Annotated in this window: 30 protein-coding genes and 1 pseudogene; 26 read left to right on the plus strand and 5 right to left on the minus strand. The window is 43.1% G+C overall.

Annotation, left to right across the window (positions count from 1 at the left end):
- Positions 1 to 8: 8 nt before the first annotated feature.
- The 6 genes from aroE to BTO28_RS06635 are packed head-to-tail and all read left to right on the plus strand — an operon-like array spanning position 9 to position 3,342.
- Positions 9 to 851: a shikimate dehydrogenase gene (aroE, locus tag BTO28_RS06610; protein WP_076764745.1), complete on the plus strand. Its 843-nt coding sequence runs from the start codon at positions 9 to 11 to the stop codon at positions 849 to 851.
- The gene (gene yhbY, locus BTO28_RS06615) at positions 845 to 1,138 is read left to right on the plus strand and encodes a ribosome assembly RNA-binding protein YhbY (protein WP_076764746.1); all 294 of its coding nucleotides are present in this window, start codon (positions 845 to 847) and stop codon (positions 1,136 to 1,138) included. The genes aroE and yhbY overlap by 7 nt, the downstream gene beginning before the upstream one ends.
- Positions 1,135 to 1,707 (plus strand): nicotinate-nucleotide adenylyltransferase, encoded by a 573-nt coding sequence (locus BTO28_RS06620; protein ID WP_076764747.1) that lies wholly within the window; start codon positions 1,135 to 1,137, stop codon positions 1,705 to 1,707. The genes yhbY and BTO28_RS06620 overlap by 4 nt, the downstream gene beginning before the upstream one ends.
- A complete protein-coding gene (yqeK, locus tag BTO28_RS06625; protein ID WP_076764748.1) occupies positions 1,694 to 2,263 on the plus strand; it encodes a bis(5'-nucleosyl)-tetraphosphatase (symmetrical) YqeK in 570 nt (189 codons plus the stop codon). Before BTO28_RS06620 ends, yqeK begins: the two co-directional genes overlap by 14 nt.
- Positions 2,264 to 2,614 carry a ribosome silencing factor gene (gene rsfS / locus BTO28_RS06630; protein WP_076764749.1) on the plus strand — a complete coding sequence of 117 codons (351 nt, stop codon included), beginning with the start codon at positions 2,264 to 2,266 and terminating at the stop codon, positions 2,612 to 2,614.
- The gene (locus BTO28_RS06635; protein ID WP_076764750.1) at positions 2,611 to 3,342 is read left to right on the plus strand and encodes a class I SAM-dependent DNA methyltransferase; all 732 of its coding nucleotides are present in this window, start codon (positions 2,611 to 2,613) and stop codon (positions 3,340 to 3,342) included. Before rsfS ends, BTO28_RS06635 begins: the two co-directional genes overlap by 4 nt.
- A gap of 34 nt (positions 3,343 to 3,376) precedes the next feature.
- On the opposite strand, the pseudogene BTO28_RS16950 reads toward BTO28_RS06635, so the two are convergent.
- From BTO28_RS16950 to BTO28_RS06650, 3 genes and pseudogenes are all read right to left on the minus strand, one after another.
- Positions 3,377 to 3,472, minus strand: a pseudogene (locus BTO28_RS16950) (IS3 family transposase); the annotation flags it as partial.
- Positions 3,456 to 3,650: a hypothetical protein gene (locus BTO28_RS16955; RefSeq protein ID WP_076764751.1), complete on the minus strand. Its 195-nt coding sequence runs from the start codon at positions 3,648 to 3,650 to the stop codon at positions 3,456 to 3,458. The gene BTO28_RS16955 and the pseudogene BTO28_RS16950, both read right to left, overlap by 17 nt.
- A gap of 104 nt (positions 3,651 to 3,754) precedes the next feature.
- Positions 3,755 to 4,597, minus strand: a complete 843-nt coding sequence (locus tag BTO28_RS06650) for a pyrroline-5-carboxylate reductase dimerization domain-containing protein (RefSeq protein ID WP_076764752.1) — start codon at positions 4,595 to 4,597, stop codon at positions 3,755 to 3,757.
- 80 nt (positions 4,598 to 4,677) lie between these two features.
- On the opposite strand from BTO28_RS06650, the gene BTO28_RS06655 reads away from it, so the two are divergent.
- From BTO28_RS06655 to BTO28_RS06665, 3 genes are all read left to right on the plus strand, one after another.
- Positions 4,678 to 5,331: a helix-hairpin-helix domain-containing protein gene (locus BTO28_RS06655; protein ID WP_076764753.1), complete on the plus strand. Its 654-nt coding sequence runs from the start codon at positions 4,678 to 4,680 to the stop codon at positions 5,329 to 5,331.
- A gap of 88 nt (positions 5,332 to 5,419) precedes the next feature.
- Positions 5,420 to 5,836, plus strand: coding sequence for a deoxycytidylate deaminase (locus BTO28_RS06660; protein WP_076764754.1), 417 nt, complete (start codon positions 5,420 to 5,422; stop codon positions 5,834 to 5,836).
- 16 nt (positions 5,837 to 5,852) lie between these two features.
- Positions 5,853 to 8,138 (plus strand): DNA internalization-related competence protein ComEC/Rec2, encoded by a 2,286-nt coding sequence (locus BTO28_RS06665; RefSeq protein ID WP_076764755.1) that lies wholly within the window; start codon positions 5,853 to 5,855, stop codon positions 8,136 to 8,138.
- Between the two features lie 42 nt (positions 8,139 to 8,180).
- Here the strand turns inward: BTO28_RS06665 and BTO28_RS06670 are convergent, their stop codons facing one another.
- On the minus strand, positions 8,181 to 8,312 hold the full coding sequence (locus BTO28_RS06670) for a YqzM family protein (RefSeq protein ID WP_076764756.1): 132 nt from the start codon (positions 8,310 to 8,312) through the stop codon (positions 8,181 to 8,183).
- A 170-nt stretch (positions 8,313 to 8,482) separates the two neighbouring features.
- On the opposite strand from BTO28_RS06670, the gene holA reads away from it, so the two are divergent.
- Entirely contained in the window at positions 8,483 to 9,502 is a 1,020-nt protein-coding gene (holA, locus tag BTO28_RS06675; protein WP_076764757.1) for a DNA polymerase III subunit delta, read from the plus strand.
- Positions 9,503 to 9,534: 32 nt separating this feature from the next.
- Here the strand turns inward: holA and rpsT are convergent, their stop codons facing one another.
- The gene (gene rpsT / locus BTO28_RS06680) at positions 9,535 to 9,789 is read right to left on the minus strand and encodes a 30S ribosomal protein S20 (protein WP_076764758.1); all 255 of its coding nucleotides are present in this window, start codon (positions 9,787 to 9,789) and stop codon (positions 9,535 to 9,537) included.
- Positions 9,790 to 9,946: 157 nt separating this feature from the next.
- Between rpsT and gpr the strand changes: the two genes are divergently transcribed.
- The 16 genes from gpr (at position 9,947) to floA (ending at position 26,776) form a co-directional block, all read left to right on the plus strand.
- On the plus strand, positions 9,947 to 10,972 hold the full coding sequence (gene gpr / locus BTO28_RS06685; protein ID WP_076764759.1) for a GPR endopeptidase: 1,026 nt from the start codon (positions 9,947 to 9,949) through the stop codon (positions 10,970 to 10,972).
- Between the two features lie 57 nt (positions 10,973 to 11,029).
- The gene (gene spoIIP / locus BTO28_RS06690; RefSeq protein WP_083711343.1) at positions 11,030 to 12,118 is read left to right on the plus strand and encodes a stage II sporulation protein P; all 1,089 of its coding nucleotides are present in this window, start codon (positions 11,030 to 11,032) and stop codon (positions 12,116 to 12,118) included.
- A gap of 90 nt (positions 12,119 to 12,208) precedes the next feature.
- Positions 12,209 to 14,038 carry a translation elongation factor 4 gene (gene lepA, locus BTO28_RS06695; RefSeq protein ID WP_408606638.1) on the plus strand — a complete coding sequence of 610 codons (1,830 nt, stop codon included), beginning with the start codon at positions 12,209 to 12,211 and terminating at the stop codon, positions 14,036 to 14,038.
- Positions 14,039 to 14,102: 64 nt separating this feature from the next.
- Positions 14,103 to 15,239: a radical SAM family heme chaperone HemW gene (gene hemW / locus BTO28_RS06700; RefSeq protein WP_076764760.1), complete on the plus strand. Its 1,137-nt coding sequence runs from the start codon at positions 14,103 to 14,105 to the stop codon at positions 15,237 to 15,239.
- A 90-nt stretch (positions 15,240 to 15,329) separates the two neighbouring features.
- On the plus strand, positions 15,330 to 16,364 hold the full coding sequence (gene hrcA, locus BTO28_RS06705) for a heat-inducible transcriptional repressor HrcA (protein ID WP_076764761.1): 1,035 nt from the start codon (positions 15,330 to 15,332) through the stop codon (positions 16,362 to 16,364).
- 34 nt (positions 16,365 to 16,398) lie between these two features.
- Positions 16,399 to 16,962, plus strand: coding sequence for a nucleotide exchange factor GrpE (grpE, locus tag BTO28_RS06710; RefSeq protein ID WP_083711345.1), 564 nt, complete (start codon positions 16,399 to 16,401; stop codon positions 16,960 to 16,962).
- Positions 16,963 to 17,116: 154 nt separating this feature from the next.
- Entirely contained in the window at positions 17,117 to 18,949 is a 1,833-nt protein-coding gene (gene dnaK / locus BTO28_RS06715; protein ID WP_076764763.1) for a molecular chaperone DnaK, read from the plus strand.
- Positions 18,950 to 19,078: 129 nt separating this feature from the next.
- Complete coding sequence (gene dnaJ, locus BTO28_RS06720; protein ID WP_076764884.1) at positions 19,079 to 20,200, plus strand: molecular chaperone DnaJ; 1,122 nt, start codon at positions 19,079 to 19,081, stop codon at positions 20,198 to 20,200.
- A 23-nt stretch (positions 20,201 to 20,223) separates the two neighbouring features.
- Positions 20,224 to 21,162, plus strand: a complete 939-nt coding sequence (gene prmA, locus BTO28_RS06725; protein WP_076764764.1) for a 50S ribosomal protein L11 methyltransferase — start codon at positions 20,224 to 20,226, stop codon at positions 21,160 to 21,162.
- A 17-nt stretch (positions 21,163 to 21,179) separates the two neighbouring features.
- Positions 21,180 to 21,929, plus strand: coding sequence for a 16S rRNA (uracil(1498)-N(3))-methyltransferase (locus tag BTO28_RS06730; RefSeq protein WP_076764765.1), 750 nt, complete (start codon positions 21,180 to 21,182; stop codon positions 21,927 to 21,929).
- A 5-nt stretch (positions 21,930 to 21,934) separates the two neighbouring features.
- The gene (gene mtaB, locus BTO28_RS06735) at positions 21,935 to 23,266 is read left to right on the plus strand and encodes a tRNA (N(6)-L-threonylcarbamoyladenosine(37)-C(2))-methylthiotransferase MtaB (RefSeq protein ID WP_076764766.1); all 1,332 of its coding nucleotides are present in this window, start codon (positions 21,935 to 21,937) and stop codon (positions 23,264 to 23,266) included.
- 189 nt (positions 23,267 to 23,455) lie between these two features.
- Complete coding sequence (gene deoC, locus BTO28_RS06740) at positions 23,456 to 24,139, plus strand: deoxyribose-phosphate aldolase (RefSeq protein ID WP_076764767.1); 684 nt, start codon at positions 23,456 to 23,458, stop codon at positions 24,137 to 24,139.
- Between the two features lie 109 nt (positions 24,140 to 24,248).
- Positions 24,249 to 24,422, plus strand: coding sequence for a 30S ribosomal protein S21 (rpsU, locus tag BTO28_RS06745; RefSeq protein ID WP_039238310.1), 174 nt, complete (start codon positions 24,249 to 24,251; stop codon positions 24,420 to 24,422).
- 14 nt (positions 24,423 to 24,436) lie between these two features.
- A complete protein-coding gene (locus BTO28_RS06750; RefSeq protein WP_076764768.1) occupies positions 24,437 to 24,883 on the plus strand; it encodes a GatB/YqeY domain-containing protein in 447 nt (148 codons plus the stop codon).
- A gap of 167 nt (positions 24,884 to 25,050) precedes the next feature.
- The gene (locus tag BTO28_RS06755; protein WP_233129834.1) at positions 25,051 to 25,767 is read left to right on the plus strand and encodes an NfeD family protein; all 717 of its coding nucleotides are present in this window, start codon (positions 25,051 to 25,053) and stop codon (positions 25,765 to 25,767) included.
- Between the two features lie 13 nt (positions 25,768 to 25,780).
- Positions 25,781 to 26,776: a flotillin-like protein FloA gene (floA, locus tag BTO28_RS06760; protein ID WP_076764769.1), complete on the plus strand. Its 996-nt coding sequence runs from the start codon at positions 25,781 to 25,783 to the stop codon at positions 26,774 to 26,776.
- Positions 26,777 to 26,785: the final 9 nt, after the last annotated feature.

Raw genomic sequence — 26,785 nt, forward strand, 5'->3', positions numbered from 1 at the left:
GAAGCTTGATGAAAAAACTATACGGTGTAATTGGCGATCCGATTGCGCATTCAATGTCTCCTGCAATGCATAATGATGCATTCGCGGCGCTAGGGCTGGATGCGCACTACCAGCCATTTCATATTACGAGAGAAGATTTACCTGTGGCAATTGCAGGAATGAAAGTGATCGGGGTTGCGGGCTTTAACGTAACAGTACCCCACAAGACGGCTATTTTACCATTGCTTGACGAAATTGATCCACTTGCGGCTGCTATCGGCGCCGTCAATACTGTCGTGAATGAAAAAGGAAAGTTTATTGGATATAATACAGACGGTGAAGGTTTTATTCGGGGACTGCATGAGGAGTATGGAAAGCCGGTGCTGGATAAACATATTTTAATCATAGGAGCCGGTGGTGCTGCACGGGCAATTTATTATACGCTTAGCCAGCAGGGAGCTGTGCATGTCGATATCGCGAACCGTACGCTCGATAACGCTCAACAGTTAAAAGCACGCTGCCCGTATCCGGTTAATACAGCGATTCTGACAATGGAAGAGGCGGAAGCGAAGCTTGCTGAATATGATATTATTATTCAAACAACCTCCATTGGCATGTCGCCGAAAGTGGAAGATTTACCGCTTCGTCTCAGCACTATCCGCACAGATGCTTTTTTATCGGATATAATTTATAACCCATTTGAAACGGCGATTATGAAAGAAGCAAAACAGCGAGGTGCCAGAGTTCAAAATGGTTTAAGAATGTTTGTCTATCAAGGTGCTCTTGCTTTTGAAAAATGGACAGGCAAACTGGCCGATCCGGATCGGATGGAGAAAATAGTTATTGACAAACTTGGAGGAAAAACATGCTAACGGGAAAACAAAAACGATTTTTGCGAGCGGAAGCTCATCATTTAACACCCATTTTTCAAGTTGGAAAAGGCGGCGTAAATGAAAATATGACAACGCAAATTTCTGAAGCGCTTGAAGTGCGTGAATTAATTAAAGTAAGCATTTTACAAAATAACGAAGATGACAAACATGAGGTGGCAGAAGCTCTTGCCAGAGGTTCTAAAGCAGAGCTCGTTCAGTTAATCGGCCATACGGTTGTATTATATAAAGAATCAAAAGAAAATAAAAAAATCGTCCTGCCAAAATGAGAAAAATCGGGATACTGGGCGGCACATTTAATCCACCTCATATCGGACATTTAGTCATGGCAAATGAAGTGAAGCACGCACTGGGTCTTGAAGAAGTAAGGTTTATGCCAAATGCTGCACCGCCCCATAAAAAGCTGGAAGGGAATGTGAGTGATGAATCGCGACTGCGCATGACCGAACTGGCGATTGAAGGAAATGACTCCTTTTTAATAGAAAAGGCGGAAATGAATCGTTCTGGCATTTCGTATACTGTTGATACGATGAGGGAATTAATGAATAAAGAACCGGATGCATCTTTTTATTTTATCATCGGTGCAGATATGATTGAGTATTTACCAAACTGGCGCGGGATTGATGAATTGAGTAAGATGATTACGTTTGTTGGTGTAAACCGGCCTGGTTATTCGAGCGATACACCGTACCCAATTACACTTATTCAAACCCCTGAAATTCATTTGTCTTCCACTGTTCTTCGCAAAAAAGCAGCGAATGGGGAGCCGTTGTTATACTTACTGCCTGATGGTGTGATTCGGTATATTAAGGAGAACGGTCTTTATGGAGCGGTATGAAGCACTTCAAATAGTGGAGAAACAGCTTACGGAAAAACGATATACACATACATTAGGTGTCGCGGAGACAGCGATCCGCTTGGCTGAAAAATACGGGGCGGATGTGAAGAAAGCAGAACTTGCTGCTATTTTTCACGATTATGCTAAATTTCGTAAAAAAGAAGAAATGAGACAGATCTTAATCGACGAACAGATGGATAAGCGGCTTCTTCAATTTCATCATGAACTGTGGCATGCGCCTGTTGGAGCGTTTCTAGTTCAAAAAGAAGCGGGAATAACAGATGAAGTGATCCTGTCAGCCATCCGCTGGCATACAACCGGCCGTCCGAACATGACAACGCTTGAAAAAATTGTGTATCTGGCGGATTATATAGAACCAGGACGCCGTTTTCCAGGGGTTGATGAAGTACGTCAGATCGCAGCACAAAGCTTGAACAAAGCAGTACTTGCTGCTGTGAAGAATTCAATTATGTTTTTGATGAGCAAACAACAGCCTGTATTTCCGGTGACCCTGGATACGTACAATGATTATATTCAGAATGGAGAAGATGTTTAATTGACGGAACAAAAAACGATTTTACATGCAGTGACGAAAGCAGCGGATGATAAGCGGGCGGAAAATATTACCGCGCTTGATATGAACGGCATTTCCCCTGTGGCTGATTTTTTCGTTATTTGCCATGGTAATTCTGATAAGCAAGTACAGGCGATTGCCCGTGAAGTAAAAGAAAAAGCAGAAGAGCTTGGTGCAGACATTAAGCGTATGGAAGGCTTTGACGAAGCCCGCTGGGTACTAATAGATATTGGAGACGTTGTCGTTCATGTATTCCACCGTGATGAACGTGTGTACTACAATTTAGAACGTTTATGGGGCGATGCACCACACGTCGATATTATAACGTCATGAGTTACAACCGGTTTGCGTCTGTGTATGATGCCCTTATGCAGGACGCCCCATACGATGAATGGACGGCTCTATTACAGGCTGAAGCACCAAGAGGGCGTGTCCTTGATATAGGCTGCGGGACTGGAGAGCTTGCTATCCGATTTTCACAAGCAGGATATGATGTGACCGGTGTAGATTTATCGGATGAAATGCTTTCGATTGCCCGTGAAAAAGCAGATATCCAGAACTTGAATATACCGCTCTTTCAGCAGGATATGAGAGAGCTTGACGGCATTGGCCGTTTTCAAACAGCGGTGATTTTTTGTGACTCGTTAAATTACCTCGAAACAGAAGAGGATGTAAAAAAAACATTTCAATCAGTATATAAACATCTTGAAGATGACGGGTTGTTTTTATTTGATGTCCATTCCGTATATAAAATAAGCCATGTGTTTCAATCACAAACGTTTGCAGATGCACGTGATGACATTTCATTTATTTGGAACGCATTTCCCGGGGAGAAACAGAACAGTATAGAACATGAATTGACCTTTTTTGTTCAGCTGGAAAACGGCCTGTATGAACGGTTTGATGAGCTGCATCATCAGCGCACGTTTTCCCCTGAATTGTATGGAAAGTGGTTGGTGGAAGCGGGTTTTACGATTGAAGCGATCACCGCTGATTTTACTGAACATCCACCTTCCGAGACAAGTGAACGAATCTTTCTTAAAGCGAAAAAGAGCAGCTGAGTTGAAGTGACCCCATAAAGATAGACAGGTTATTTCATTCGGCAGCTTGTTGGGCATGAGTCCGGTATTGTACCGGGCTCATGCCCTTTAATTTTGCCTTAATGCGCTGTTTGTTATAGTACTCGATATAAGGACAAGCGAATAGGCTGGTCTTGAGCCGGTCGTGCAGGTGATAATCTCCCCATTAAACAGTCAGCGCCGGCGATACATACAGCTTCTCTCCGAATATCTATTGTTGGACAACCATCATTTTCTTTTAAATATCGTTTCACGTTTTTTATTTTTTCTTTATTCGTAAATGTAGCCAAAAGAAAAACACCTCCAAATTTTAGATTGTGTCTAAAATTTGGAGGTGCAGTTCAAATAAGCCGCTCTTTTTTTGTGAAGATTTTGTAAATAAGAAGGGGATTGATTAGTTCCGTCGAAATGATTCAGTAATGCCAAATGCGGCAGATGCCTCTTTTCTGTCCTCAGCTGCTTTTTTCTGCGTCATCCTGCACAGCGATGAAAACAGATCAACCGCGTATTCTTCAATGACAACCATACCGCGTTCCGTAACACCACCTTTAGCCGTTGTCCGTTCTGTCAATGTTTCCAGTGACCACTCTTTCTTTTTTAACATCTCGCCAAGTCCAATCATCATATGAAACGCCATTTCTTCCGCCTGCTCGTTTTCCAGCCCGTATTTAACCGTCTGCTGAGCATACATTTTGGCCATTTTTGAAAAAAAAGCAGGTCCACATCCTGTTAAATCAGATGCGGCCCGAATGGTTTCATCGTCCACTTTAAATGCAGCACCCGCTATTTTATCAAGTAGACCTGTTACTTTTTTCTGCCAATCAATTCCGCATGAATCACCAAATGAATAAAGAATTCCACCTGATGAAATGGTATTCGTGACAGAAGGAATCACACGCGCACATGAACAGGGAAGAACCGATTCCATTTGAGTGGTGGACACGGCGCTAGCTGTTGATATAACACAGTGATGAACCGTTGTCGACTTTGAAAGTGTTTCAAGGAGAGGCTTCATATCCGGCTGACGGACAGAAACGAATAGCAGATAAGCTTCTTCTGCTATTTCATTTATATTTCTTGCAACGTGAATGCCTGGAAATGATTTTTGCAACTGATATGCTTTTTCTGGTGAACGGTTATACACGTAAATCTTTTCTGGTGCTACGGCTTTTGACGTGATCAGTGATTCCGTCAACACGGTCCCGATACTCCCTGTCCCGATTATGCCAATATTCATGATGCATTCTCCTTTCCTGTTCATCCTTTAACTGTACGTACAAAATAAACAATTATTCCATTTGAAAGAGAGGATGAAAGATGGATGTAAAACAGATAGTTAACAAGTATAAGATTCCGGCCGCAGGGGGTCTTGTCGTTTTGGTCTTCTGGTTGTATGGATTAACAGAAAAGGAAGAATTGCCGCCTGAGCCTGTACAAGTAGAAGAAGCAGAAGCAGTGGTTGAAACCGCTTCGGAAGAGATTCAGAAAGAAGAAGATCCGGTTCCGGTCGAAGTCGCGATTGATGTGAAAGGAGCTGTGAAAATGCCTGGCATTTATACAATTACGAGCGATAATCGGGTAAACGATGCCATTAAGAAAGCGGGCGGTTTAACAGAACAAGCAGATCCGGCAGCGGTGAATCTTGCACAAAAAGTGCACGATGAAATGGTTATTTATGTACCAACGATTGGCGAAGAAGCTCCGCCTGTCACTACTTCTTCTACCCAGGCGGGAAGTAGTGCTGGTAGTGCTGGTACGCCTGAAGGAGTGGATCATCCATTGATTAACCTAAACACCGCTGATTTATCGGGCCTGCAGGAGTTGCCTGGTATTGGCGAAGCGAAAGCGCAGGCGATTCTTGACTACAGGGAATCTGATGGACCTTTTAAGGCGGTGGAGGACTTAAAGAATGTATCCGGAATTGGTGACAAAACATTTGAAAAGCTTGCATCACATATTACAGTAAAGTAAAAATGGATTTGACGTACTTTAAAGGTTGTCGATAAACTATTATGAGAAACCGGTACCGATCGGGAAAGACAGAAAAGAGGTTTTTTTCATGGAGAGAAAAAGCTGGGATGAATATTTTTTAAACATTGCCGAGGTGGTTGCCACTCGATCAACATGTAATCGATTAAATGTCGGCTGTGTTATTGTAAAGGACAAGCACATTGTATCAACGGGCTATAACGGGTCCATACACGGGCATGAGCATTGTAATGAAGCAGGCTGCCTATTGTCTGATCAAGGGCGCTGTATTCGCTGCCTGCACGCTGAACTAAATGCCGTACTTCATGCGGAACGTGACAAACTAAAAGGTGCAGCCGCATACGTAACACATGAACCGTGTGAAAACTGTGCGAAAACTTTGGCGCAGGCTGGTGTCTCAAAAATTGTATACCGCAATGCCTATCCTAATAAATGGAATAGTCATTTTCTGAAAGATATTGATGTTATGCATTTACCTTCGTCTTAACGAAAGGGTGTTGTGAATGCAGCTTCTCAGAATGGGTGCAGCCGCGCTTACTTCAACTCTAGCTGCTCTTGAGGCACCGTATTTGATTATATTCTTCCTGTTTGCATTATCGTGTTTACTTTGGATTGGTGCCGGTCGTCATCATCGCATGTTAATGACCGGCGCACTTGTTGTTTTTTATGGAATAGGACTGTTTCATCAGACACATCATATGTCTCATTTCACCGGTGACGAAACCGAATGGACAGTTGTCTTTTCAGATGATCTGAAAATGGACGGCGATCGGTTAAATGCAGGTGTTGATGAAGTATTCACTGGTGAAAATTTACGTCTTTCTTATCGAATGAAATCAGAAGAAGAAAAACAGCAGCTGGCGTCTATGATTTCTCCCGGATTGACGTGCAGAATAAGAGCAGAAGCTGTGAAACCGAATGAAGCTAGAAATACGGGGGAATTTAATTACCGGACGTATTTATCTACGATTCACACATTTTATATTTTATCTCCTGAATCCATCTCCAAGGAGCATTGCACGATAAATGATTCCATCCACTATGCGCCTGCCAGATGGCGTATTGCCGCACTTCAACATGTTTACAACTTGTTTCCAGAACCACTTAATTCCACTGCAGCCGCACTTTTATTTGGTGACCGAACTTCTAGCAGTGAAAGTGTCAATGAGGATTACGAACAGCTCGGGATCGTTCACATTTTGTCGATCTCCGGACTGCATGTCACAATGATGACGGGTTTGATTTTTTTTGTCCTGATCCGGGCCGGGATTACACGTGAACAGGCACGATTTATTATTTTGATTTTTCTTCCTCTTTATGCTTTGCTGACTGGCGCCTCTCCGCCTGTTGTCCGTGCTTGCTTCATGACGGGATCAATCATTGCGGCAATTTCGTCACACGTTCTCCTTACACCTGCATCGGCACTTGGAGCGGCATTTCTTGTTATGCTCGCCTTTGACCCTTATCTAGTTTTTCAGGCGGGTTTTCAATTGTCATATGTCGTTACTTTGGCACTTGTCTTAAGCTCGGGAGTTATTTTAAAACGATCCCGGAATGTCATTGAACTGTCATTGGCTGTATCTGTTATATCGCAAATGGCTGCCCTTCCATTTTTGATTTACCATTTTTCTGAGTTGTCGATCATTGCGCCATTCGCAAATTTGCTGTTCGTACCGTTTTATTCTGTTATTATGATGCCTGCTTTGTTCGCCGCTTTTGTCCTATCTTTTTTCATGCCGGTGAATCTTCTGACTGATCTAGCGAATTTATTTCTGAAAATGATGGACAGCTTAGCCGCAAAGATGGCTGATTTACCTTTTGCTGTTGTCGTCACCGGACAACCTGATATGGAATGGATTTTGATTGCATGTACGGTTGCGATTTCATCTTTTATTTTGTGGGAAAAAAAAGAAACAATATGGTACAGTCTAATTTTGTGCGGGTTGCTCATTGGGGTTTTAACAGGTTTAAGCCGTTTTTCCTCAGAAGGGGAAGTGACATTTATTGACGTCGGCCAGGGAGATAGTATCTTTATTCGGCTTCCATATGGAAAGGGAACGTATTTGATTGATACAGGCGGTCGTTTGCCATTTGAAAAAGAGGCGTGGGCTGACAGGTCTGGCGGTTTTTCTGTTGGGAAGGACACAGTGGTTCCATTCTTAAAAAGGAAAGGTGTAACAAAACTGGACAAGCTAATTTTAACGCATGCGGATTATGATCATGCAGGTGCTGCGGCAGAGGTACTGTCATACATTTCTGCTGACGAGATCATTATTTCACCCGGTTCAGCAAATGTGGACGTGATGAAAGAAATCTTAGCCGCCGCTTCGGATAAAAAGATCAGGGTGCGTGAAGGATTTGAAGGAGAGCAATGGACGGCAGGAGGCTCATTTTTTCACTTTCTATCTCCGAATGACCGCAATTATGAAGGAAACAACGATTCACTCGTTCTGTATGCATCCATAGGCGGAGAGAATTGGCTTTTTACGGGTGATTTTGAGGAGCCGGGGGAACAAGAATTTCAGAAAAAATATAAGATCGACGTAGACTGGCTAAAAGTTGGCCATCATGGCAGCCGCACATCAACTTCTGATGGGTTTGTAAAATCGATCAAGCCAGAGTTTGCGGTTATATCAGCCGGAGTAGACAACCGGTATGGCCATCCCCATAAAGAAGTGCTCGAAAATTTATCCGGGGTATACGTTTATAGAACGGATCAGCATGGAAGCATTTCCTATACATTTAAAGGGGAACATGGTATAGTTTCAACCGCAATCCAGCCAGAATAAAAAAGCCGCCTGCATGGGCAGGTGGCTTTTTCTAAACGATAATCAACCGACGAGTTGAATAACAGTGGCAAGGATAAACATTGTAGCAAAGAAGCCGAATGAGACAACAAAGCCAACTGCGGAGTCAACTGCATCGTTGCGTTTAGATTGTACATTTTTTTCGAATTCGTTCACAACTACCCCTCCTATTTCAATTTAAGTATAGACAATCAATGATAAAAAATCCAGACTCTGCTGTGTATTTCCATTTTTTAAGACAAATAATGTTCACAATTTTCACTGACCTTGCGAAATGATTGTTGTTTTTCTAAAATGAAGAAAGATTAATGATGGGAGAAGAATGAATGGATGTGTTAAAGGAATTAAAAAACGGCCGGTTCCGCTCATTGTATTTACTTTACGGACCCGAGCAATATTTTATTGAGGAAGCTCGGAATCTATTGATTAAAAACGTCTTGGACGGAGATGCGGCAGATTTAAATGTAACATCATTTGATATGACAGAAGTGCCGATTGATGCGGCGATTGAAGAAGCGGAGACACTCCCTTTTTTAGGAGAACGAAAATTAGTTTTCGTTCAAAATCCGTTATTTTTCACCGCAGAAAAATCAAAGATCGATCATGATCTTAAAAAGCTGGAGCAATATTTACAAGATCCGTCGCCGTATTCCATTCTCGTGTTTCTGGCTCGTTTTGAAAAAATGGATGAACGAAAAAAAATTACGAAACTAATTAAAAAGCAAGCGGGTGTCCTGGAAGCAAAGAGACCGGCCGAAAGAGAGTTGTCAGGCTGGATTAAAAGCAAAGCGGCTGAAGAAGGGGCGTCAATAGAAGAAGCTGCCATTCATCAATTGTTAAATATAGCGGGCTTTAATTTGTCTGTTCTGGCAATGGAGATAGCAAAACTTGCCGTTCATGCGGGTGTTGGTGGCGAAATAACGGAAGAAGACGTCACGAAATTAACTGCACGAACACTAGAAAGTGATATTTTCCGTCTTGTTGATCAAATCGTCACTGGAAAATGGCAGGCTGCTTTTCGTATTTATTATGATTTAATTCGATTAAACGAAGAACCTCTTAAAATATTAGCAGTGATTGCCGGTCAATTTAGGCTTATTTACCAAGTGAAAGAGTTGTCAAAAAAAGGGTATGGACAGCAGCAAATTGCTGGCCAGCTCAAAGTACACCCATTTCGAGTGAAAATTGCCTCCGGTCAGAGCCTTTCTTTTTCAGAAAACCAACTGTCTTCAATTGTGCAGCTGTTGGCAGAAAGTGATTATGAAATGAAAAGCAGTGGAATGGAGAAAAAAATGATCATTGAGATGTTTTTCTTCCGGCTGCAGACTATGATGAAACTTAAATAAAAAAAGTGTCCGTTTATGGACACTTTTTTTTATTAGTTAGCGAGCTTCTTCATAAGACGGCTCTTTTGACGGTTGGCAGCATTTTTGTGGATAAGACCTTTTGCAGCTGCTTTATCAAGTTTGCTGACTGCTTCAACAAGCAATACTTTTGCGTTTTCATCGTTATTAGCAACTGCAGTTTCGAACTTTTTCACAGCAGTACGCATTGAAGATTTCACATGTGCGTTGCGGGCAGTGCGAGTTTGTGCAGTTTTTGTGCGTTTGATGGCAGATTTAATATTTGGCATTCCTGTCACCTCCTAAAATGGATCGAAGTTTTATTCGTACCCTATTATCATTCATTTATTGTAGTAAAGAACAAGTGATATTTTAGCAAAGGTAATAGATAATTGCAATAGCAATCCTGTGTAAAGGAATAAACTTTTACACTAGCGCACATACTACATGAAAAAAAGAGGTGTGTGCCGAATGGAAAATTTTTCAGTAAGAACGGATTTAGCTCTTGAATCAGCGCTTATAGCAGAACAGGAGCATGGAGGCAAATTAGATGGAATTGTGTCTACTGAAAGACAGCGGGACAATACAATTGTCACCACTGTAAAAATTAATGAAGATGGTGAACGGATCACCGGAAAAAGGGAAGGACTATACGTGACAGTTGAATCCACCGATTTGCGGGGGACGGATTCTTCACGGCACGCATCCATCAGCCGTATTGTGGCAGAAGAGATCAGAACGTTTATTGATTCTGCAGGTATTAGTAAGGATGCATCGTGTTTAGTTGCCGGTCTCGGAAACGATCTAGTAACTCCGGATTCACTTGGCCCGCGAGTCACGGACCGGCTCATTGTCACAAATCACTTGTTTAAATTGCACCCGGAGCATGTGCAGAAAGGTTATCGCCCTGTCAGTGCGATTTCGCCAGGGGTGATGGGGATGACCGGGATTGAAACAGGAGACATTCTGCTTGGGCTGATTGAACGTGAGAAACCAGACTTTTTAATTGTTGTTGATGCGTTGGCATCCCGTTCAATTGAACGATTAAATGCGACAGTTCAAATGACCGATTCGGGTATTCAACCAGGAGCCGGTATTGGCAACAGACGAAAAGAAATAAGCCGCAGGACGGCAGGGATACCTGTAATCGCAATAGGCATTCCGACGGTCATTGACGCAGCAACAGTTACGCGGGATGCGGTCGAGTTTGTCATGAAGCATCTCGAAGAAAAAAGCGGCAGAGTGGATGATAATTGGAAGCGTGCTTTTTTAGGGAACATTGGCATGCTCTCTGAAGAGGAAAAACGGCAGTTGATTCACGAAGTTCTTTCACCTGCAGGATTGAATATGATCGTAACACCGAAGGAAGCAGATTCATTTATTCATGGGGCAGCCGCTGTTATTTCTAGCGCATTAAATGAAGCACTTCACAACCGTCCTCCAGAGGAAACGCGTTCTTTTTTTGCAGGCTGAAATTCGGTCTGCTTTTTTCTTTTGTGCATATGTATAGGGGAAAGACGTGAAAAGGGGATGGCGCGTATCCTTCTGCAAAAAAAATCAAATGCTGCTGTCTGGATCGCCCCGGCGTGTGCGGCGCTTATTGCCATGCCTTTTTGGACAGCGGGTTTGTTTAACGTAATGCCTTTTTCTTATCACCTTTCTTCCGAGTCCATGAGCAAGGCAGCGGCTGAAATACCTGTCGCTTCTTTTTACCGGCTGCTGGCTTTTGAAAACAAAACGTTTCAACAGTCATCACATATGAAACAAGTGGACACGATGCAGTGGGTGGATGCAGCGTTTAACGCAGCCGCCAGTATCAGCCTACGGGATCCGCGGACGTTTCTAGGGAAGGAATTGCCTGGGTTTTCAATTTATGATGGCCGCATTTTAATTGCCGGTGAGGGGACAAACTATACGAATATGCCGGTTGAATCAGCCGAACCTGATCCGAAGTCCATTACACAGCCGCCTGTGAAGGAAACGCCAGAGCCGACACCGGCTTTATATAAAAAAAAGATTCTTCTTTATTTTACGCATACGTCTGAAGCATTTACGCCCAAAAATGGACAAGCCCCTGTAAACATTGTTGAAGTAGGAGACATGATTGCGAAAAAACTTCAAGAAAATAAAATTGGAGTTTCGGTCAATAAAACAGATATCGGGGAGATTTTAAATGAAAAAGGGAAAAGATACAGCGCGTCTTACGAAGAATCAAGAACGGTTGTTGCTTCCGCACAAAAAGAGATCCCATCACTTGAATATTTGATTGATATTCACCGTGATTCACAGCCGAAGGACGTGACAACCGCCATTATCAATGGGAAATCAATGGCGAAAACGGTTTTTGTTGTGGGGGGTGAACACAGGGGGTACGAAGAAAACGCCCGTTTTGCTGCAGCACTCCATGGGTTATTTGAAAAGCACTACCCGGGACTGTCCCGTGGTGTCATTGTAAAATCAGGCAGTCAAACGAATGGAAAGTTTAATCAGGACTTATCTAAAAGAGCGATCTTAATTGAAATGGGCGGGGTAGAAAACACACTCGAAGAACTTGAACGCAGCGCGCATGCTTTTGCCGATATCTTATCTCAATATGTAAAAGCGGAACAAAAGGAATAAGCTCCCTTTCAATGTTCGTTGTCAATTGCATAGCACGCTGATATAATCACATTAGTATACATGTGCCGATAACAGGAGTGAACAATGATAATGAATGGTAACGAAAGAATAGAACGGCAGACGCGAATTCGCAATTTCTCGATTATTGCCCACATCGACCATGGCAAATCGACACTTGCGGACCGCATCTTAGAAAAAACACAGGCGCTTAGCGCGCGTGAAATGAAAAGTCAGCTTCTTGATTCAATGGATCTAGAACGGGAACGCGGCATTACAATTAAATTAAATGCTGTCCAGCTTACGTATACAGCGAAAGACGGAAATGAATATATATTCCATCTTATTGATACACCGGGACACGTTGATTTTACGTATGAAGTGTCTCGCAGTCTTGCAGCGTGTGAAGGAGCGATTCTCGTCGTTGATGCTGCTCAGGGCATTGAAGCGCAAACACTCGCGAATGTATATCTTGCACTCGATAATGATCTGGAAATATTGCCTGTCATTAATAAAATCGACTTGCCGGCTGCGGAACCGGAACGTGTTCGCCAGGAAGTGGAAGATGTGATCGGTCTGGACGCATCTGAAGCGGTGCTTGCCTCTGCAAAAGCAGGAATTGGGATTGAGGAAATTTTAGAACAGGTTGTTGAAAAAGTGCCAGCGCCGACTGGAGACCCTGATGCGCCGCTAAAAGCGCTGATTTTTGACTCGTTGTACGATCCTTATCGTGGTGTTATTGCGTACATACGCGTTGTCGATGGAACGGTAAAAGTCGGCGATAAAATTAAAATGATGGCAACTGGAAAAGAATTCGATGTCACAGAAGTCGGTGTTTTCACACCCAAAACGACACCTCGTAATGAACTAACAGTAGGGGACGTTGGCTACTTAGCTGCGGCAATTAAAAACGTTGGTGATACTCAGGTAGGTGATACGATAACATCATCGAAAAACAGTGCGCCGGAAGCATTGGCGGGTTACCGTAAATTGAACCCGATGGTTTACTGTGGCCTGTACCCGATTGATTCATCGAAATATAACGATTTGCGTGAAGCACTTGAAAAGCTCGAATTGAATGACTCCGCTTTGCAATATGAACCCGAAACATCACAGGCACTCGGCTTTGGGTTCCGCTGCGGCTTCCTTGGCCTATTGCACATGGAAATTATTCAGGAGCGTATTGAACGTGAATTTAAAATTGATTTAATCACGACTGCACCGAGCGTTATTTATCAAGTAACGATGACTGATGGTGAAGAGCTTAGAATCGATAATCCGTCGGATATGCCGGATCCACAAAAAATCGCTCACGTGGAAGAACCTTACGTGAAAGCATCTATTATTGTGCCGAACGATTACGTTGGTGCAGTTATGGAACTGGCCCAGGGAAAACGCGGAATTTTTATCGACATGCAATATCTTGATACGAATCGTGTCAGCGTAATATACGAAATGCCGCTATCTGAAATTGTTTATGATTTCTTTGACCAGTTGAAATCAAGTACAAAAGGTTATGCATCATTTGATTACGAGCTTATTGGATACAAACAATCGAAACTTGTGAAAATGGATATTTTATTGAACGGTGAGCAAGTAGATGCGCTAAGCTTTATCGTTCACCGCGATTTTGCATATGATCGTGGAAAAGTAATTGTTGAGAAATTAAAAGAATTGATTCCGCGCCAGCAATTCGAAGTACCGATTCAAGCGGCTATCGGGAATAAAATTGTCGCACGTTCTACAATTAAAGCGATGCGTAAAAATGTCCTTGCCAAATGTTACGGCGGTGACATTTCCCGAAAACGAAAGCTTCTTGAAAAGCAAAAAGAAGGGAAAAAGCGGATGAAGCAGGTTGGATCAGTTGAAGTGCCGCAGGAAGCGTTTATGGCTGTCCTAAAAATGGATGACCAATCGAAATAAAATAATGAAAAGGTGTCCGGTTTTCGGGCACCTTTCCTTTATTTAAAAGGAAGGCGTGAACAGCATGACAAATGCAGCATACATTCATATCCCGTTTTGCCATCACATATGTCATTATTGTGATTTTAATAAAGTGTTTATGAAAAACCAGCCCGTGGAAAAATATTTGCATAGTCTGGACAAAGAAATGGGAATGGCGGAGAACATATCCGGATACAAGTCGATTTTTGTCGGAGGCGGGACACCGACGTCTCTTGATGAAAAGCAGCTGCACGATTTTGTTGAATCCATTGCCCGGAATTTGCCGCCCGCAGCAGAAGTGGAATATACATTCGAAGCGAATCCCGGAGATTTAACACCGGAAAAAATGCGCATTTTAAAGGAAGGCGGCGTGAACCGTCTTAGCATCGGTGTCCAATCTTTTAATAATGACCATTTGAAAAGAATCGGCCGGACCCACACGAAAGAGGATGTGCTTCAAACAGTTCGAAATGCTGAAAAGGCTGGTTTTGACAATTTGAGCATCGATTTAATTTACGGTTTGCCGGAGCAGACGGTGGATGATGCTGTTGAAACAACGCGACAGGCACTTGCACTTCGCTTGCCGCACTATTCAGCCTATTCATTAATTATTGAACCGAAAACGGTCTTTTACAATTTAATGACCAAAGGCAAGCTGCCGCTGCCAAAAGAAGAAGCAGAAGCGGAAATGTACGAAGCGGTCATGCAGCAGATGGCTGAGGCCGGATTAGAACAGTATGAAATCAGCAACTTTGCGAAGCCTGGCTTTGAGAGTATTCATAACTTAACATACTGGAATAATGAAGAGTATTACGGATTTGGTGCAGGTGCACATGGATATGTAAAAGGAATTCGTTATGCAAATTATGGTCCGCTTAAAAAATATATGGAGCCGATAGAAAAAGGACATTGGCCCCGCATGACCAGTCAGAAACCGACAAAGAAAGAACAAATGGAAGAAGAAATGTTTCTTGGCTTAAGAAAGATGTCTGGTGTATCCATTACAGATTTTCAAGAAAAGTATAATGAAGATCCTCTGTCATTGTTTCAAGGTGCTTTGAAACAAATGACGGATCGGAATTTGCTTGAAGTAAACGACGATTCGATTCGGCTGACACATGAAGGGAAATTTCTTGGAAACGAAGTATTTCAATCTTTTTTAATAGGTCCGGAATTGTGAGCGTACTCGTTGACAGCAAGCATTGTTTTTGATAATTTAAATGTAGATTTAGCACTCGGGTATAAAGAGTGCTAACAGAGGTGATGAATCGTGCTGACAGATCGCCAACTTTTCATCTTGCAGATTATTATTGATGATTTTATTCGTTCCGCACAGCCGGTTGGATCGCGAAACCTTGCCAAAAAAGAGGACGTGTCTTACAGCCCGGCTACAATTCGAAATGAAATGGCAGATCTTGAAGAAATGGGGTTTTTAGAAAAAACACATACGTCTTCAGGGCGGGTTCCATCGGAAAAAGGGTACCGTTATTACGTCGATCATTTACTGGCACCTGGTTCGCTTGCCCGAAGTGAAAAAACAGCGATTCATTCTATTTTTACTGACAGGCAGCATGGTATTGAAAAAGCGGTGCAAAATGTCGCAACCATATTATCGGAGCTGACAAGCTACACATCGATCGTGCTCGGTCCAAAGTTTAATGATCATAAAGTGAAAAACTTACAAATTATCCCAATTGATGATGATACAGCAGTCGCCATCATTGTCACCGATACCGGTCATGTTGAAAACCGCCTTTTTTCTCTGCCGGAAGGGATTGAAGCGGCAGACATTGAAAAAATGGTCAACATTTTGAACGACCGATTGACTGGTTTGCCTTTATCCGAGCTGCAGCGGAAAATATATCAGGAAACAGCCGAATTGATGAAACGTCACATTCAAAATTATGAAGCTGTGCTGAAAATGTTTGCGGATGCAGCGGGTGGACCGGAACTAGGAAAGCTCTTTATCGGCGGGAAGACAAATATTTTTAACCAGCCAGAATTCCGTGATATTGAAAAAGTACGGCTTGTGATGGATATGATGGAAAAAGAAAGCGACATTTACGAGTTGGTCAGGCCCACAGAAGCAGGAATTCAGGTCAAAATTGGCACTGAAAACGCGGAACAAGCAATGGAAGACTGCAGTTTAATTACGGCTTCGTATTCTGTCGGTGACGAACCGGTTGGAACGATTGCTATTCTTGGTCCAAAACGGATGGAATATTCCCGTGTTATTACGCTTGTTGACTTTTTAAGTCACGATATGACAAATGTGCTGACACGGCTATACAATACGCGTTTATAGCGCACTTGAATGAACAGGTCTGGAGGTGGAATCAGTGGCAGAAGAACAAAAGCCATTGACAGAAGAGGAGATTCATAAAACTGAATTGCCTACTGATGAAAAAGAAAAAGAAGAAGTAAATGATGAAGTAGTAATAGAGGAAGCAACAGAAAGTAAAGAAGAGCTTCTTCAAAAACAGCTTGATGAAGCCGAAGACAGGTATTTGCGCCTTCGCGCGGATTTTGATAACTTTAGACGCCGCGCAAACCTTGACCGTGAAGCGCAAGAGAAATACCGCGCGCAAAAATTGGTCACGGACCTTTTACCGGTGCTTGATAACTTTGAGCGGGCACTTCAGGTAACACCGGAACATGAAGAAACAAAATCGGTTCTGCAAGGGATCGAAATGGTGTATAAAACACTCTTAACTGCTCTTGAGAGCGAAGGGGTAGAACCGATTGATACAGTTGGCCACCCATTTGATCCAAACATACATCAAGCCGTTATGACGGAAACAGATGAAAACGCAGAACCAAATACGGTTTTAGCCGAACTTCAAAAAGGTTATAAATTGAAGGACCGGGTGATCCGGGCCTCGATGGTGAAAGTAAACCAATAAACGGATCCTTCAATGAATGGGAGTATTCTCATTTTCATTATTATTTAGTTGAATGAATCGGTCCTTAAGGGGCATTTCCCTAAATAGGGAGCCTTACTGTCCGTTAAGGTGGAATAAATTTTATAGGCAAATGATTTCAGGAGGGAATTTAAAAATGAGCAAAATTATCGGTATTGACCTTGGTACAACAAACTCTTGTGTAGCTGTACTTGAAGGTGGAGAAGCGAAAGTTATTCCAAATCCAGAAGGCAACCGCACAACACCATCTGTTGTCGCTTTTAAAAACGAAGAGCGTCAAGTTGGGGAAGTTGCTAAGCGTCAGGCCATTACAAATCCGAACACGATTATTTCAATTAAGCGTCATATGGGTACAACTCATAAAGAAAAAATTGACGGTAAAGAATATTCACCACAAGAAATTTCCGCAATGATATTACAGCATTTGAAAGCTTATGCAGAAGACTATCTTGGAGAAACAGTAAACAAAGCTGTTATCACCGTTCCTGCATACTTTAATGATGCAGAACGCCAGGCGACAAAAGATGCTGGTAAAATTGCCGGTTTAGAAGTGGAACGTATTATTAACGAGCCGACTGCCGCTGCACTTGCATATGGCATGGATAAAACGGACGAAGATCAAACAATTCTTGTTTACGATCTTGGGGGCGGTACATTTGACGTATCCATTCTTGAACTGGGTGACGGCGTATTTGAAGTGCTTTCAACAGCCGGAGATAACCGTTTAGGCGGCGATGATTTTGACGAAGTAATTATCGAGTACCTCATTCAAGAATTTAAAAAAGAAAACGGCATCGATTTGTCAAAAGACAAAATGGCGATGCAGCGCTTGAAAGATGCAGCGGAAAAAGCGAAAAAAGATTTGTCTGGCGTTACATCAACACAAATCTCGCTTCCGTTCATTACAGCAGGTGAAGCAGGACCGCTCCACTTAGAAACAACGTTATCACGTGCGAAATTTGATGAACTTTCATCAAACCTTGTTGAGCGTACAATGGGGCCTGTCCGTCAAGCTCTTCAAGATGCGGGCAAATCGGCTTCTGAAATCGATAAAATTATTCTAGTCGGCGGATCTACTCGTATTCCAGCTGTACAAGAAGCAATTCGCAAACAAACAGGGAAAGAGCCGCATAAAGGAGTTAACCCTGACGAAGTTGTTGCGATGGGAGCAGCGATTCAAGGCGGTGTGTTAACAGGTGATGTGAAAGATGTCGTACTTCTTGATGTGACACCACTTTCATTAGGTATTGAAACGATGGGCGGCGTGTTTACTAAGTTGATTGAACGCAACACGACGATTCCAACATCAAAATCACAAGTGTTCTCGACTGCTGCTGACAACCAGCCGGCTGTTGATATCCACGTCCTTCAAGGCGAACGCCCGATGTCAGCAGACAATAAAACACTCGGCCGTTTCCAATTAACGGATATTCCGCCAGCACCACGCGGTATTCCGCAAATTGAAGTGACATTTGACATCGACAAAAACGGTATCGTAAATGTAAAAGCGAAAGATCTAGGTACACAAAAAGAGCAAAACATTACGATCCAGTCTTCTTCAGGTCTTTCTGATGAAGAGATCGAACGCATGGTAAAAGAAGCGGAAGAAAATGCTGAATCCGATAAAAAGCTAAAAGAAGAAGTTGAATTGAAAAACGAAGCGGATCAGCTTGTTTTCACAACTGAAAAAACAGTAAAAGAACTGGAAGGCAAAGTAGAAGAAGCGGAATTGCAAAAAGCAACAGAAGCAAAAGATGCGTTGAAAGATGCAGTAGAAAAAGGCGACATCGAAGACATCCGCACTAAACGCGATGCATTAAACGAGATCGTTCAACAGTTATCCATGAAATTGTATGAAGAAGCAGCGAAACAAGCGCAGGAACAGCAAGGTGCAGAAGGCACACCGAAAGATGACAGTGTTGTAGACGCTGAATTTGAAGAAGTCGACGACTCGAAAGATAAAAACTAAGTTAGTGCTACACGAAAAAGTCAAAGTCAGCGTTTTCCGGCTTTGGCTTTTTTCGTGAAACAATTCACCATATTTTTATTGATCTGTGTTAAAATAGCGGTTATGTGAATGAAACGGGAGTGAGGAATGTTGAGCAAGCGGGATTATTATGACGTTTTAGGTGTTGCAAAAAGCGCCACAAAAGATGAAATTAAAAAAGCGTACCGGAAATTGTCGAAAAAATATCATCCGGATATTAACAAAGAACCTGGTTCAGACGAAAAGTTTAAAGAAATAACGGAAGCATATGAAGTGCTTAGTGATGATGCTAAAAAAGCCCAGTACGATCAATTTGGTCATGAAGGACCGAACCAAGGCGGTTTTGGCGGTGGAGGCTTCAGCGGCTTCGGCGGAGGTTTTGAGGATATTTTCAGCACCTTTTTCGGTGGCGGCGGAGGGCGCCGTCGTGACCCGAACGCTCCACGGCAAGGTGATGATCTTCAATATACGATGACATTGACTTTTGAAGAAGCGGTATTTGGAGTAGAAAAAGATATTACCATCCCAAAAGAAGAAAACTGTTCTACATGCGGTGGAAATGGAGCAAAACCGGGCTCATCGCCGGAAACATGTTCACATTGTGCAGGAAGCGGCCAGATTAGTGTAGAACAAAATACGCCATTTGGCCGTGTGGTCAATCGTCGTACATGCCCGCAGTGCAGCGGTTCGGGTAAAGTAATTAAAGAAAGATGTTCAACATGTTCGGGTCAAGGACGCGTTACGAAAAATAAAAAAATTAATGTGAAAGTGCCAGCTGGTATTGATGAGGGTCAGCAAATTCGACTTTCCGGCCAGGGGGAAGCCGGTATAAATGGCGGTCCTGCTGGGGATTTGTACATTGTTTTTCGCGTAATGCGGCATGAGCTGTTTGAGCGGGACGGCGACGATATTTACTGCGAAATGCCAGTTACATTCGTCCAGGCTTCGCTTGGCGATGAGATCGAAGTACCGACCATTCATGGGAAAGTGAAATTAAAGGTGCCGGCTGGGACACAAAGTGGTACAACATTCCGTCTGCGCGGCAAAGGTGTGGCAAATGTACGAGGATATGGTACAGGTGATCAGCATGTACACGTTAAAGTCATTACACCGGTGAAATTGAATGAAAAACAAAAACAGCTTCTTCGGGAATTTGCAGAAGTAAGCGGTGAACAGCCTAGTGAAGAAGATGGTTTTTTTGATAAAGTAAAGCGCGCATTAAAGCGTGACTAATTGCATGATGGGAGCTGGCACGAATGAAGTGGTCTGAAATATGCATTGAAACAGTCAATGATGCAGTGGAACCGATTTCGAATATTTTGCATGAAGCAGGAGCGAGCGGTGTGGTGATAGAAGACCGAGCGGAACTGGATAAAAAGCGGGAAGGCGGCTTGTTCGGCGAATTATATGAGTTAAATCCTGATGATTATCCGGATGAAGGCGTAGCCGTCAAAGCGTATTTACCAGTTAACAGCTTTTTGCAGGAAACGGTTGAGGATATTACGGAAGCCGTAAAAAATCTAGCTGCTTATCAAATTGACACCGGCAATTTGCGTGTGTCGGTAAATGAAGTGCATGAAGAAGATTGGGCTACAGCGTGGAAACAGTATTACAACCCCGTCAAAATATCAGAAAAATTTACGATCGTCCCAACGTGGGAGGACTATGAACCTTTTTCTACCGATGAATTAATTATTGAACTAGACCCCGGCATGGCGTTTGGAACCGGAACACATCCGACAACAGTTATGTGTTTACAGGCGCTTGAACGGTTTGTAAAAGCGGGCGATCATGTGGTGGATGTTGGAACCGGATCAGGTGTTCTTGCGATTGGAGCTGCGCTTCTAGGTTCAAGCAAAGTCACCGCACTCGATCTTGATGAAGTTGCGGTGTCTGCTGCCCGTCAAAACACAGCTCTTAACAAAGTAGAGAATATCGTATCTGTATCGAAAAATAACTTAATCGATGGGCTCGATGATCATGCAGATGTCGTTGTAGCAAACATTTTGGCGGAAGTGATTATATCGTTTACGAAGGATGTCGAAACAATTATGCGGCCTGGCGGTTACTTTATTGCATCCGGTATTATTGGTCAGAAAAAAGAAGACGTGAAACAGGCAATGACCGATGCAGGACTCATTGTCGAAGAGACTGTTGTGATGGAAGACTGGGTATGCATTGTAGCCAAAAAATAATTAAATGAGGTGCTAAAATGCAGCGATATTTTTTACCGGATATGCCTGTAGACAAATTGGTCACCATTTCCGGCGAAGATTTTCATCATATTAGCCGTGTCATGAGGATGGAAGCAGGCAGCCGCATTTATACAGTTTTTCCGGACGGACGGACAGCTATAGCAACAATTACGGCCATTCATGAAGTTTCTGCTGAAGCGGAAGTGACAGAATGGGTGGAAAAATCAGTTGAACTGCCGGCGGACGTTGTCATTTCGTGTGGTCTTGTGAAAGGTGATAAATTCGATTATATTATACAGAAAGGAACCGAACTCGGCGCAGCCGGGTTTATTCCATTTGAAGCAAGCCGTTCTGTTGTGAAGTGGGACCAGAAAAAAGGTGCTAAAAAAACAGAGCGGTGGCAAAAAATTGCAAAGGAAGCAGCGGAACAGTCCCATCGGACCCGTATACCAGCTGTTTCAGAGCCTCTTTCTATTGCTAAGGTGATTGAAAGTGGAAAAGACTTTGATATAAAGCTGTATGCGTATGAGGAAACAGCGAAAGCGGGAGACATGTCTGCATTTTATGAAGCTCTACATGGGTTGACTGCAGGAAAAAGAGTAATTGTTGTCAGTGGACCTGAAGGCGGATTGTCGGATAGAGAAGCGGAGCAGCTTACAGCTGGCGGATTTACAGCGTGTGCGTTGGGACCCAGAATTATGCGAGCCGAAACAGCGCCACTATATGTGCTTTCCGCTATTTCGTTTTATACAGAATTGATGAGGTGATTACAATGCCAACAGTGGCATTTCATACATTAGGCTGCAAGGTTAACCATTATGAAACTGAAGCGATCTGGCAGTTGTTTGAACAAAATGGGTACGAACGGACCGATTTCGAAAAGACATCGGACGTGTATGTGATCAATACGTGTACCGTAACGAATACAGGAGACAAAAAAAGCAGGCAGGTCATTCGCCGTGCTGTCCGGAAAAACCCAGATGCTGTTATTTGTGTAACCGGCTGTTACGCTCAGACGTCCCCGGCTGAAATTATGGCCATTCCCGGTGTGGACGTTGTCGTCGGTACACAAGATCGTGTAAAAATGCTTGAATACATCGAGCAGTATAAACAGGAACGTCAGCCAATCAACGCAGTCGGAAACATAATGAAAAATCGGGTATATGAAGAGCTTGATGTACCGGCATTCACAGATCGGACAAGGGCATCTTTGAAAATCCAGGAAGGCTGCAATAACTTTTGCACGTTTTGTATTATTCCGTGGGCCCGTGGTTTAATGCGTTCACGAAATCCGGAAGAGGTTATACGTCAAGCAAATCAGCTTGTTCAATCGGGCTATCAGGAAATCGTGCTGACGGGGATTCATACAGGTGGTTACGGTTCTGACTTCAAAGATTACAACCTTGCCATGCTTTTGCGTGATCTCGAAGCGAAAGTGCCAGGATTGAAACGAATTCGCATTTCATCGATTGAAGCAAGTCAATTAACGGATGAAGTCATTGACGTTATTGATAAATCCAACATCGTTGTACGTCATTTGCATATTCCGCTTCAATCCGGATCGGATACGGTGTTAAAACGGATGCGCCGCAAATATACGATGGACTTTTTTGCAGATCGCCTGAATCGCTTGAAAAAAGCACTTCCAGGCCTTGCTGTAACTTCTGATGTTATCGTAGGATTCCCTGGTGAAACAGAAGAAGAATTTATGGAAACATACAACTTTATTAAAGAACACCGCTTTTCTGAACTGCATGTTTTTCCTTACTCAAAACGAACAGGAACACCGGCAGCGCGTATGGATGACCAGGTTGACGAGGACGTGAAAAATGAACGTGTTCACAAACTGATTGCTCTTTCTGATCAGCTTGCAAAAGAATACGCTGCAGATTTTGAAAACGAAGTACTTGAAGTGATTCCGGAAGAGCCGTTTAAAGAAGGCGGAGAGGGTCTATATAGCGGCTATACAGATAATTATTTGAAAGTCGTTTTCCCAGTAACAGAAGACATGGTTGGGAAAATTGTGAAAGTAAAAATTACAAAAGCAGGCTACCCGTACAACGAAGGCCAATTTGTCCGGGTGTTGGATGCGCTTCACGCTTAACATATAGCTGAGATGTTTATCAGAAAAATTGAGGGAGACCTCACGCGGCTGTTTAAATCGAAGCAATAGGATATTAATTGGTAAAAAGCTGGCATATTGCCGGCTTTTTTACGTCAATTTTCTCGCGGGGTATACATAATGATGATATGATAAAAACGTTCGGATAACTATTGTGAAGGGGCGCTGTCTATGATCTCGGATACATTTGGAGATATTGCAAAAACGATTGATCATACGTTATTAAAAGCTGATGCTACAAAAGAAGAAATTGAAAAACTATGTGAAGAAGCAAAACGTTATGGCTTCGCATCTGTATGTGTCAACCCGTCACGTGTGAAACAGGCTGCGGAAATACTCCGTGAATCAGAGGTGAAAGTATGTACAGTGATCGGCTTCCCGCTCGGGGCTGTGGTGGCTGAAGTGAAAGCATTTGAAACGAAAACAGCGATTGATCACGGAGCAGCCGAAGTGGACATGGTCATTAACATTGGCGCATTAAAAGACGCTGATTTTGATACAGTTGAAAAAGACATTAAAGCGGTAGCTGCTTCCGCAAAGGGGAAAGCGCTTTTGAAAGTCATTATTGAAACGAGCCTTTTAACGGAGAAAGAAAAGAAGAAAGCGTGTGAACTTGCAGTGGCAGCGGGTGCAGATTATGTGAAAACATCGACTGGTTTTTCTACCGGCGGTGCTACAGAAGACGACATCAGACTAATGCGTGATACAGTGGGCCCAAAAATTGGTGTGAAAGCGTCTGGAGGCGTTCGAACGATGCAAGACGCGATGGCCATGATAAAAGCCGGTGCAACCCGAATCGGTGCCAGCTCCGGTGTCAGTATTGTAACAGGTCTAAAAGGGGAAAGTGCTTATTAACCGCGCTTTTTTTGTAAAGAAAGTTTCTTGACCATGTACTTTCGTTGTATTATAATAGTTCAGTACATGGAATTTCCATCGTAATGTGTTCGGAGGGAGGGAAAAAGAAATGTCAAAAACTGTTGTTCGCAAAAACGAATCGCTTGAAGATGCACTGCGCCGTTTCAAACGTACTGTTTCTAAAACAGGTACCCTGCAGGAATACAGAAAGCGTGAATTTTATGAAAAACCAAGCGTGAAACGCAAAAAGAAATCAGAAGCAGCTCGCAAACGTAAGTTCTAAGAGGAGGTTTTACTATGAGTCTTCTCGGACGTCTTAACGACGACATGAAGCAAGCGATGAAGAGCAAAGAGAAAGAAAAGCTGACAGTCATCCGTATGCTTAAAGCTGCATTGCAAAATGAAGGCATTAAGGCAGGCGGCCGCGACCTGACGGAAGAGGAAGAACTGACAGTCCTTTCTCGCGAAGTGAAACAGCGCAAAGACTCCCTCCATGAGTTTGAAAAAGCCGGCCGCGAGGATCTTGTGGCGAAAATTCAGACTGAACTAACTTACGTGAACGAATATATGCCTGAGCAGCTTTCAGAAGAAGAAGTTTCTGCCATTGTTGATGAAACAATCGCAGAAACAGGTGCTTCTGTTAAAGCGGATATTGGGAAGGTAATGGGTGCTCTTATGCCAAAAGTAAAAGGTAAAGCAGACGGATCACTTGTCAACCGCCTTGTCCAGCAAAAGCTGTTGTAATGAAAAAAAACTGCCGACCATTAGGACGGCAGTTTTTTTATGTTTCAGTCGCTCTTTGAATGAAATAGGGGTTAGTTTTATTTTAAAAACATCTTTTACACCCATACTTTTTTGAAACCTTTTTATGTCTTTTCCGTATTAATAAAAAAGAGCCGGCAGGAAGGGCGGTGAGAACGATTCAATTCATTAAATGGAGCGGCATATTGGCAGCCGGGACGATGCTTCCAGCAAATGACGGAGGGGGACCATTTGTTCAATTTGCGACAAATCCTTTTGTTGTGATAGTCTTATTGTCGGTTATGTTGACGGGTTTTGTTCTGGAATTATTTACACCTGGTTTCGGATTTCCCGGCGCAGCAGGCACATTGGCACTCATTTTGTTTATAACAGGTCATGTTATGTCTGGAGACGCTGATATTATGACAGTGTTGCTTATTTTATTTGGTATTCTCTTTATTCTGGCAGAAGTAATTCTGCCAGGCGGAATTGTCGGCTTAATTGGATTTATCCTATTTTCCGCCGGTGTTCTGTTTGCTGGAGCAAGTATGCACTGGATGGCGATTTCACTCTTAATCGCTTTTTCCATTTCAACAGCAGCATTGATTTTGATGGTAAAGGTGTTGGGAAAAGAAATGAAATTTTTCAAAAAATTCATTTTAAATGATTCGACGAATACAGAGCATGGGTACGTGTCGAACGAAAATCGCTCAGACTTAATTGGGAAAAAAGGGATTACAAAAACACCCCTTCGTCCGTCTGGCACAGTTGACATAGACGGCGAGCGAATCGATGCCGTCGCAGAAGGCGTTTTTATATTAACTGGCAAGGAAGTTGCGGTTGTAAAAACAGAAGGCGCCCGCATTGTTGTAAGAGAACTCGAATAGAGGAGGAAATATTATGGTAGTCAGCAGTACAATTTTGCTTATCGTCGCGATTGTGGCGGCGATTATATTACTTAGTGTTTTACTTACGTTCGTTCCTGTAATGCTCTGGGTATCGGCCCTTGCAGCAGGTGTAAAGATCAGCATCTTTACCCTTATCGGGATGCGTCTCCGCCGGGTAATTCCGAGCCGAGTTGTAAACCCGCTCATAAAAGCATCAAAAGCGGGACTAAATGTATCAATTAATCAACTAGAAAGCCATTATTTAGCGGGGGGGAACGTTGACCGTGTTGTCAATGCGCTAATTGCCGCACACCGTGCAAATATTGATTTATCATTTGAACGTGCAGCCGCAATTGACCTAGCGGGGCGTGATGTGTTAGAAGCGGTACAGATGTCAGTTAATCCAAAAGTAATCGAAACACCGTTTATTTCCGGTGTAGCGATGAACGGAATTGAAGTAAAAGCAAAAGCGCGTATAACGGTTCGGGCGAATATTGACCGTCTAGTCGGTGGTGCTGGTGAAGAAACCATTGTTGCTCGTGTAGGGGAAGGGATTGTTTCCACCATTGGTTCAAGTGATCATCACAAAAAAGTTCTGGAAAATCCGGATATGATTTCACAAACTGTTTTAAACAAAGGTCTGGATTCCGGTACGGCTTTTGAAATTCTTTCCATTGATATTGCGGATGTTGATATCGGCAAAAATATCGGTGCAGAGCTGCAAACAGAACAGGCAGAAGCCGATAAAAACATCGCCCAGGCAAAAGCGGAAGAACGCCGTGCAATGGCAGTTGCTAATGAGCAGGAAATGAAAGCCCGCGTTCAGGAAATGAGGGCGAAAGTAGTGGAAGCGGAAGCGGATGTACCGCGGGCGATGGGTGAAGCCCTTCGATCCGGAAATATCGGCGTTATGGATTATTTAAATATCCAGAACGTATCAGCCGATACGGATATGCGGGGTGCGATCGGTGGTATGACAGGAAAGAAAAAAGAAGACGACAGTAAATAGGAGGTCATT

The organism is Domibacillus epiphyticus (assembly GCF_001975785.1).
In the GTDB taxonomy this organism is placed as follows: domain Bacteria; phylum Bacillota; class Bacilli; order Bacillales; family Domibacillaceae; genus Domibacillus; species Domibacillus epiphyticus.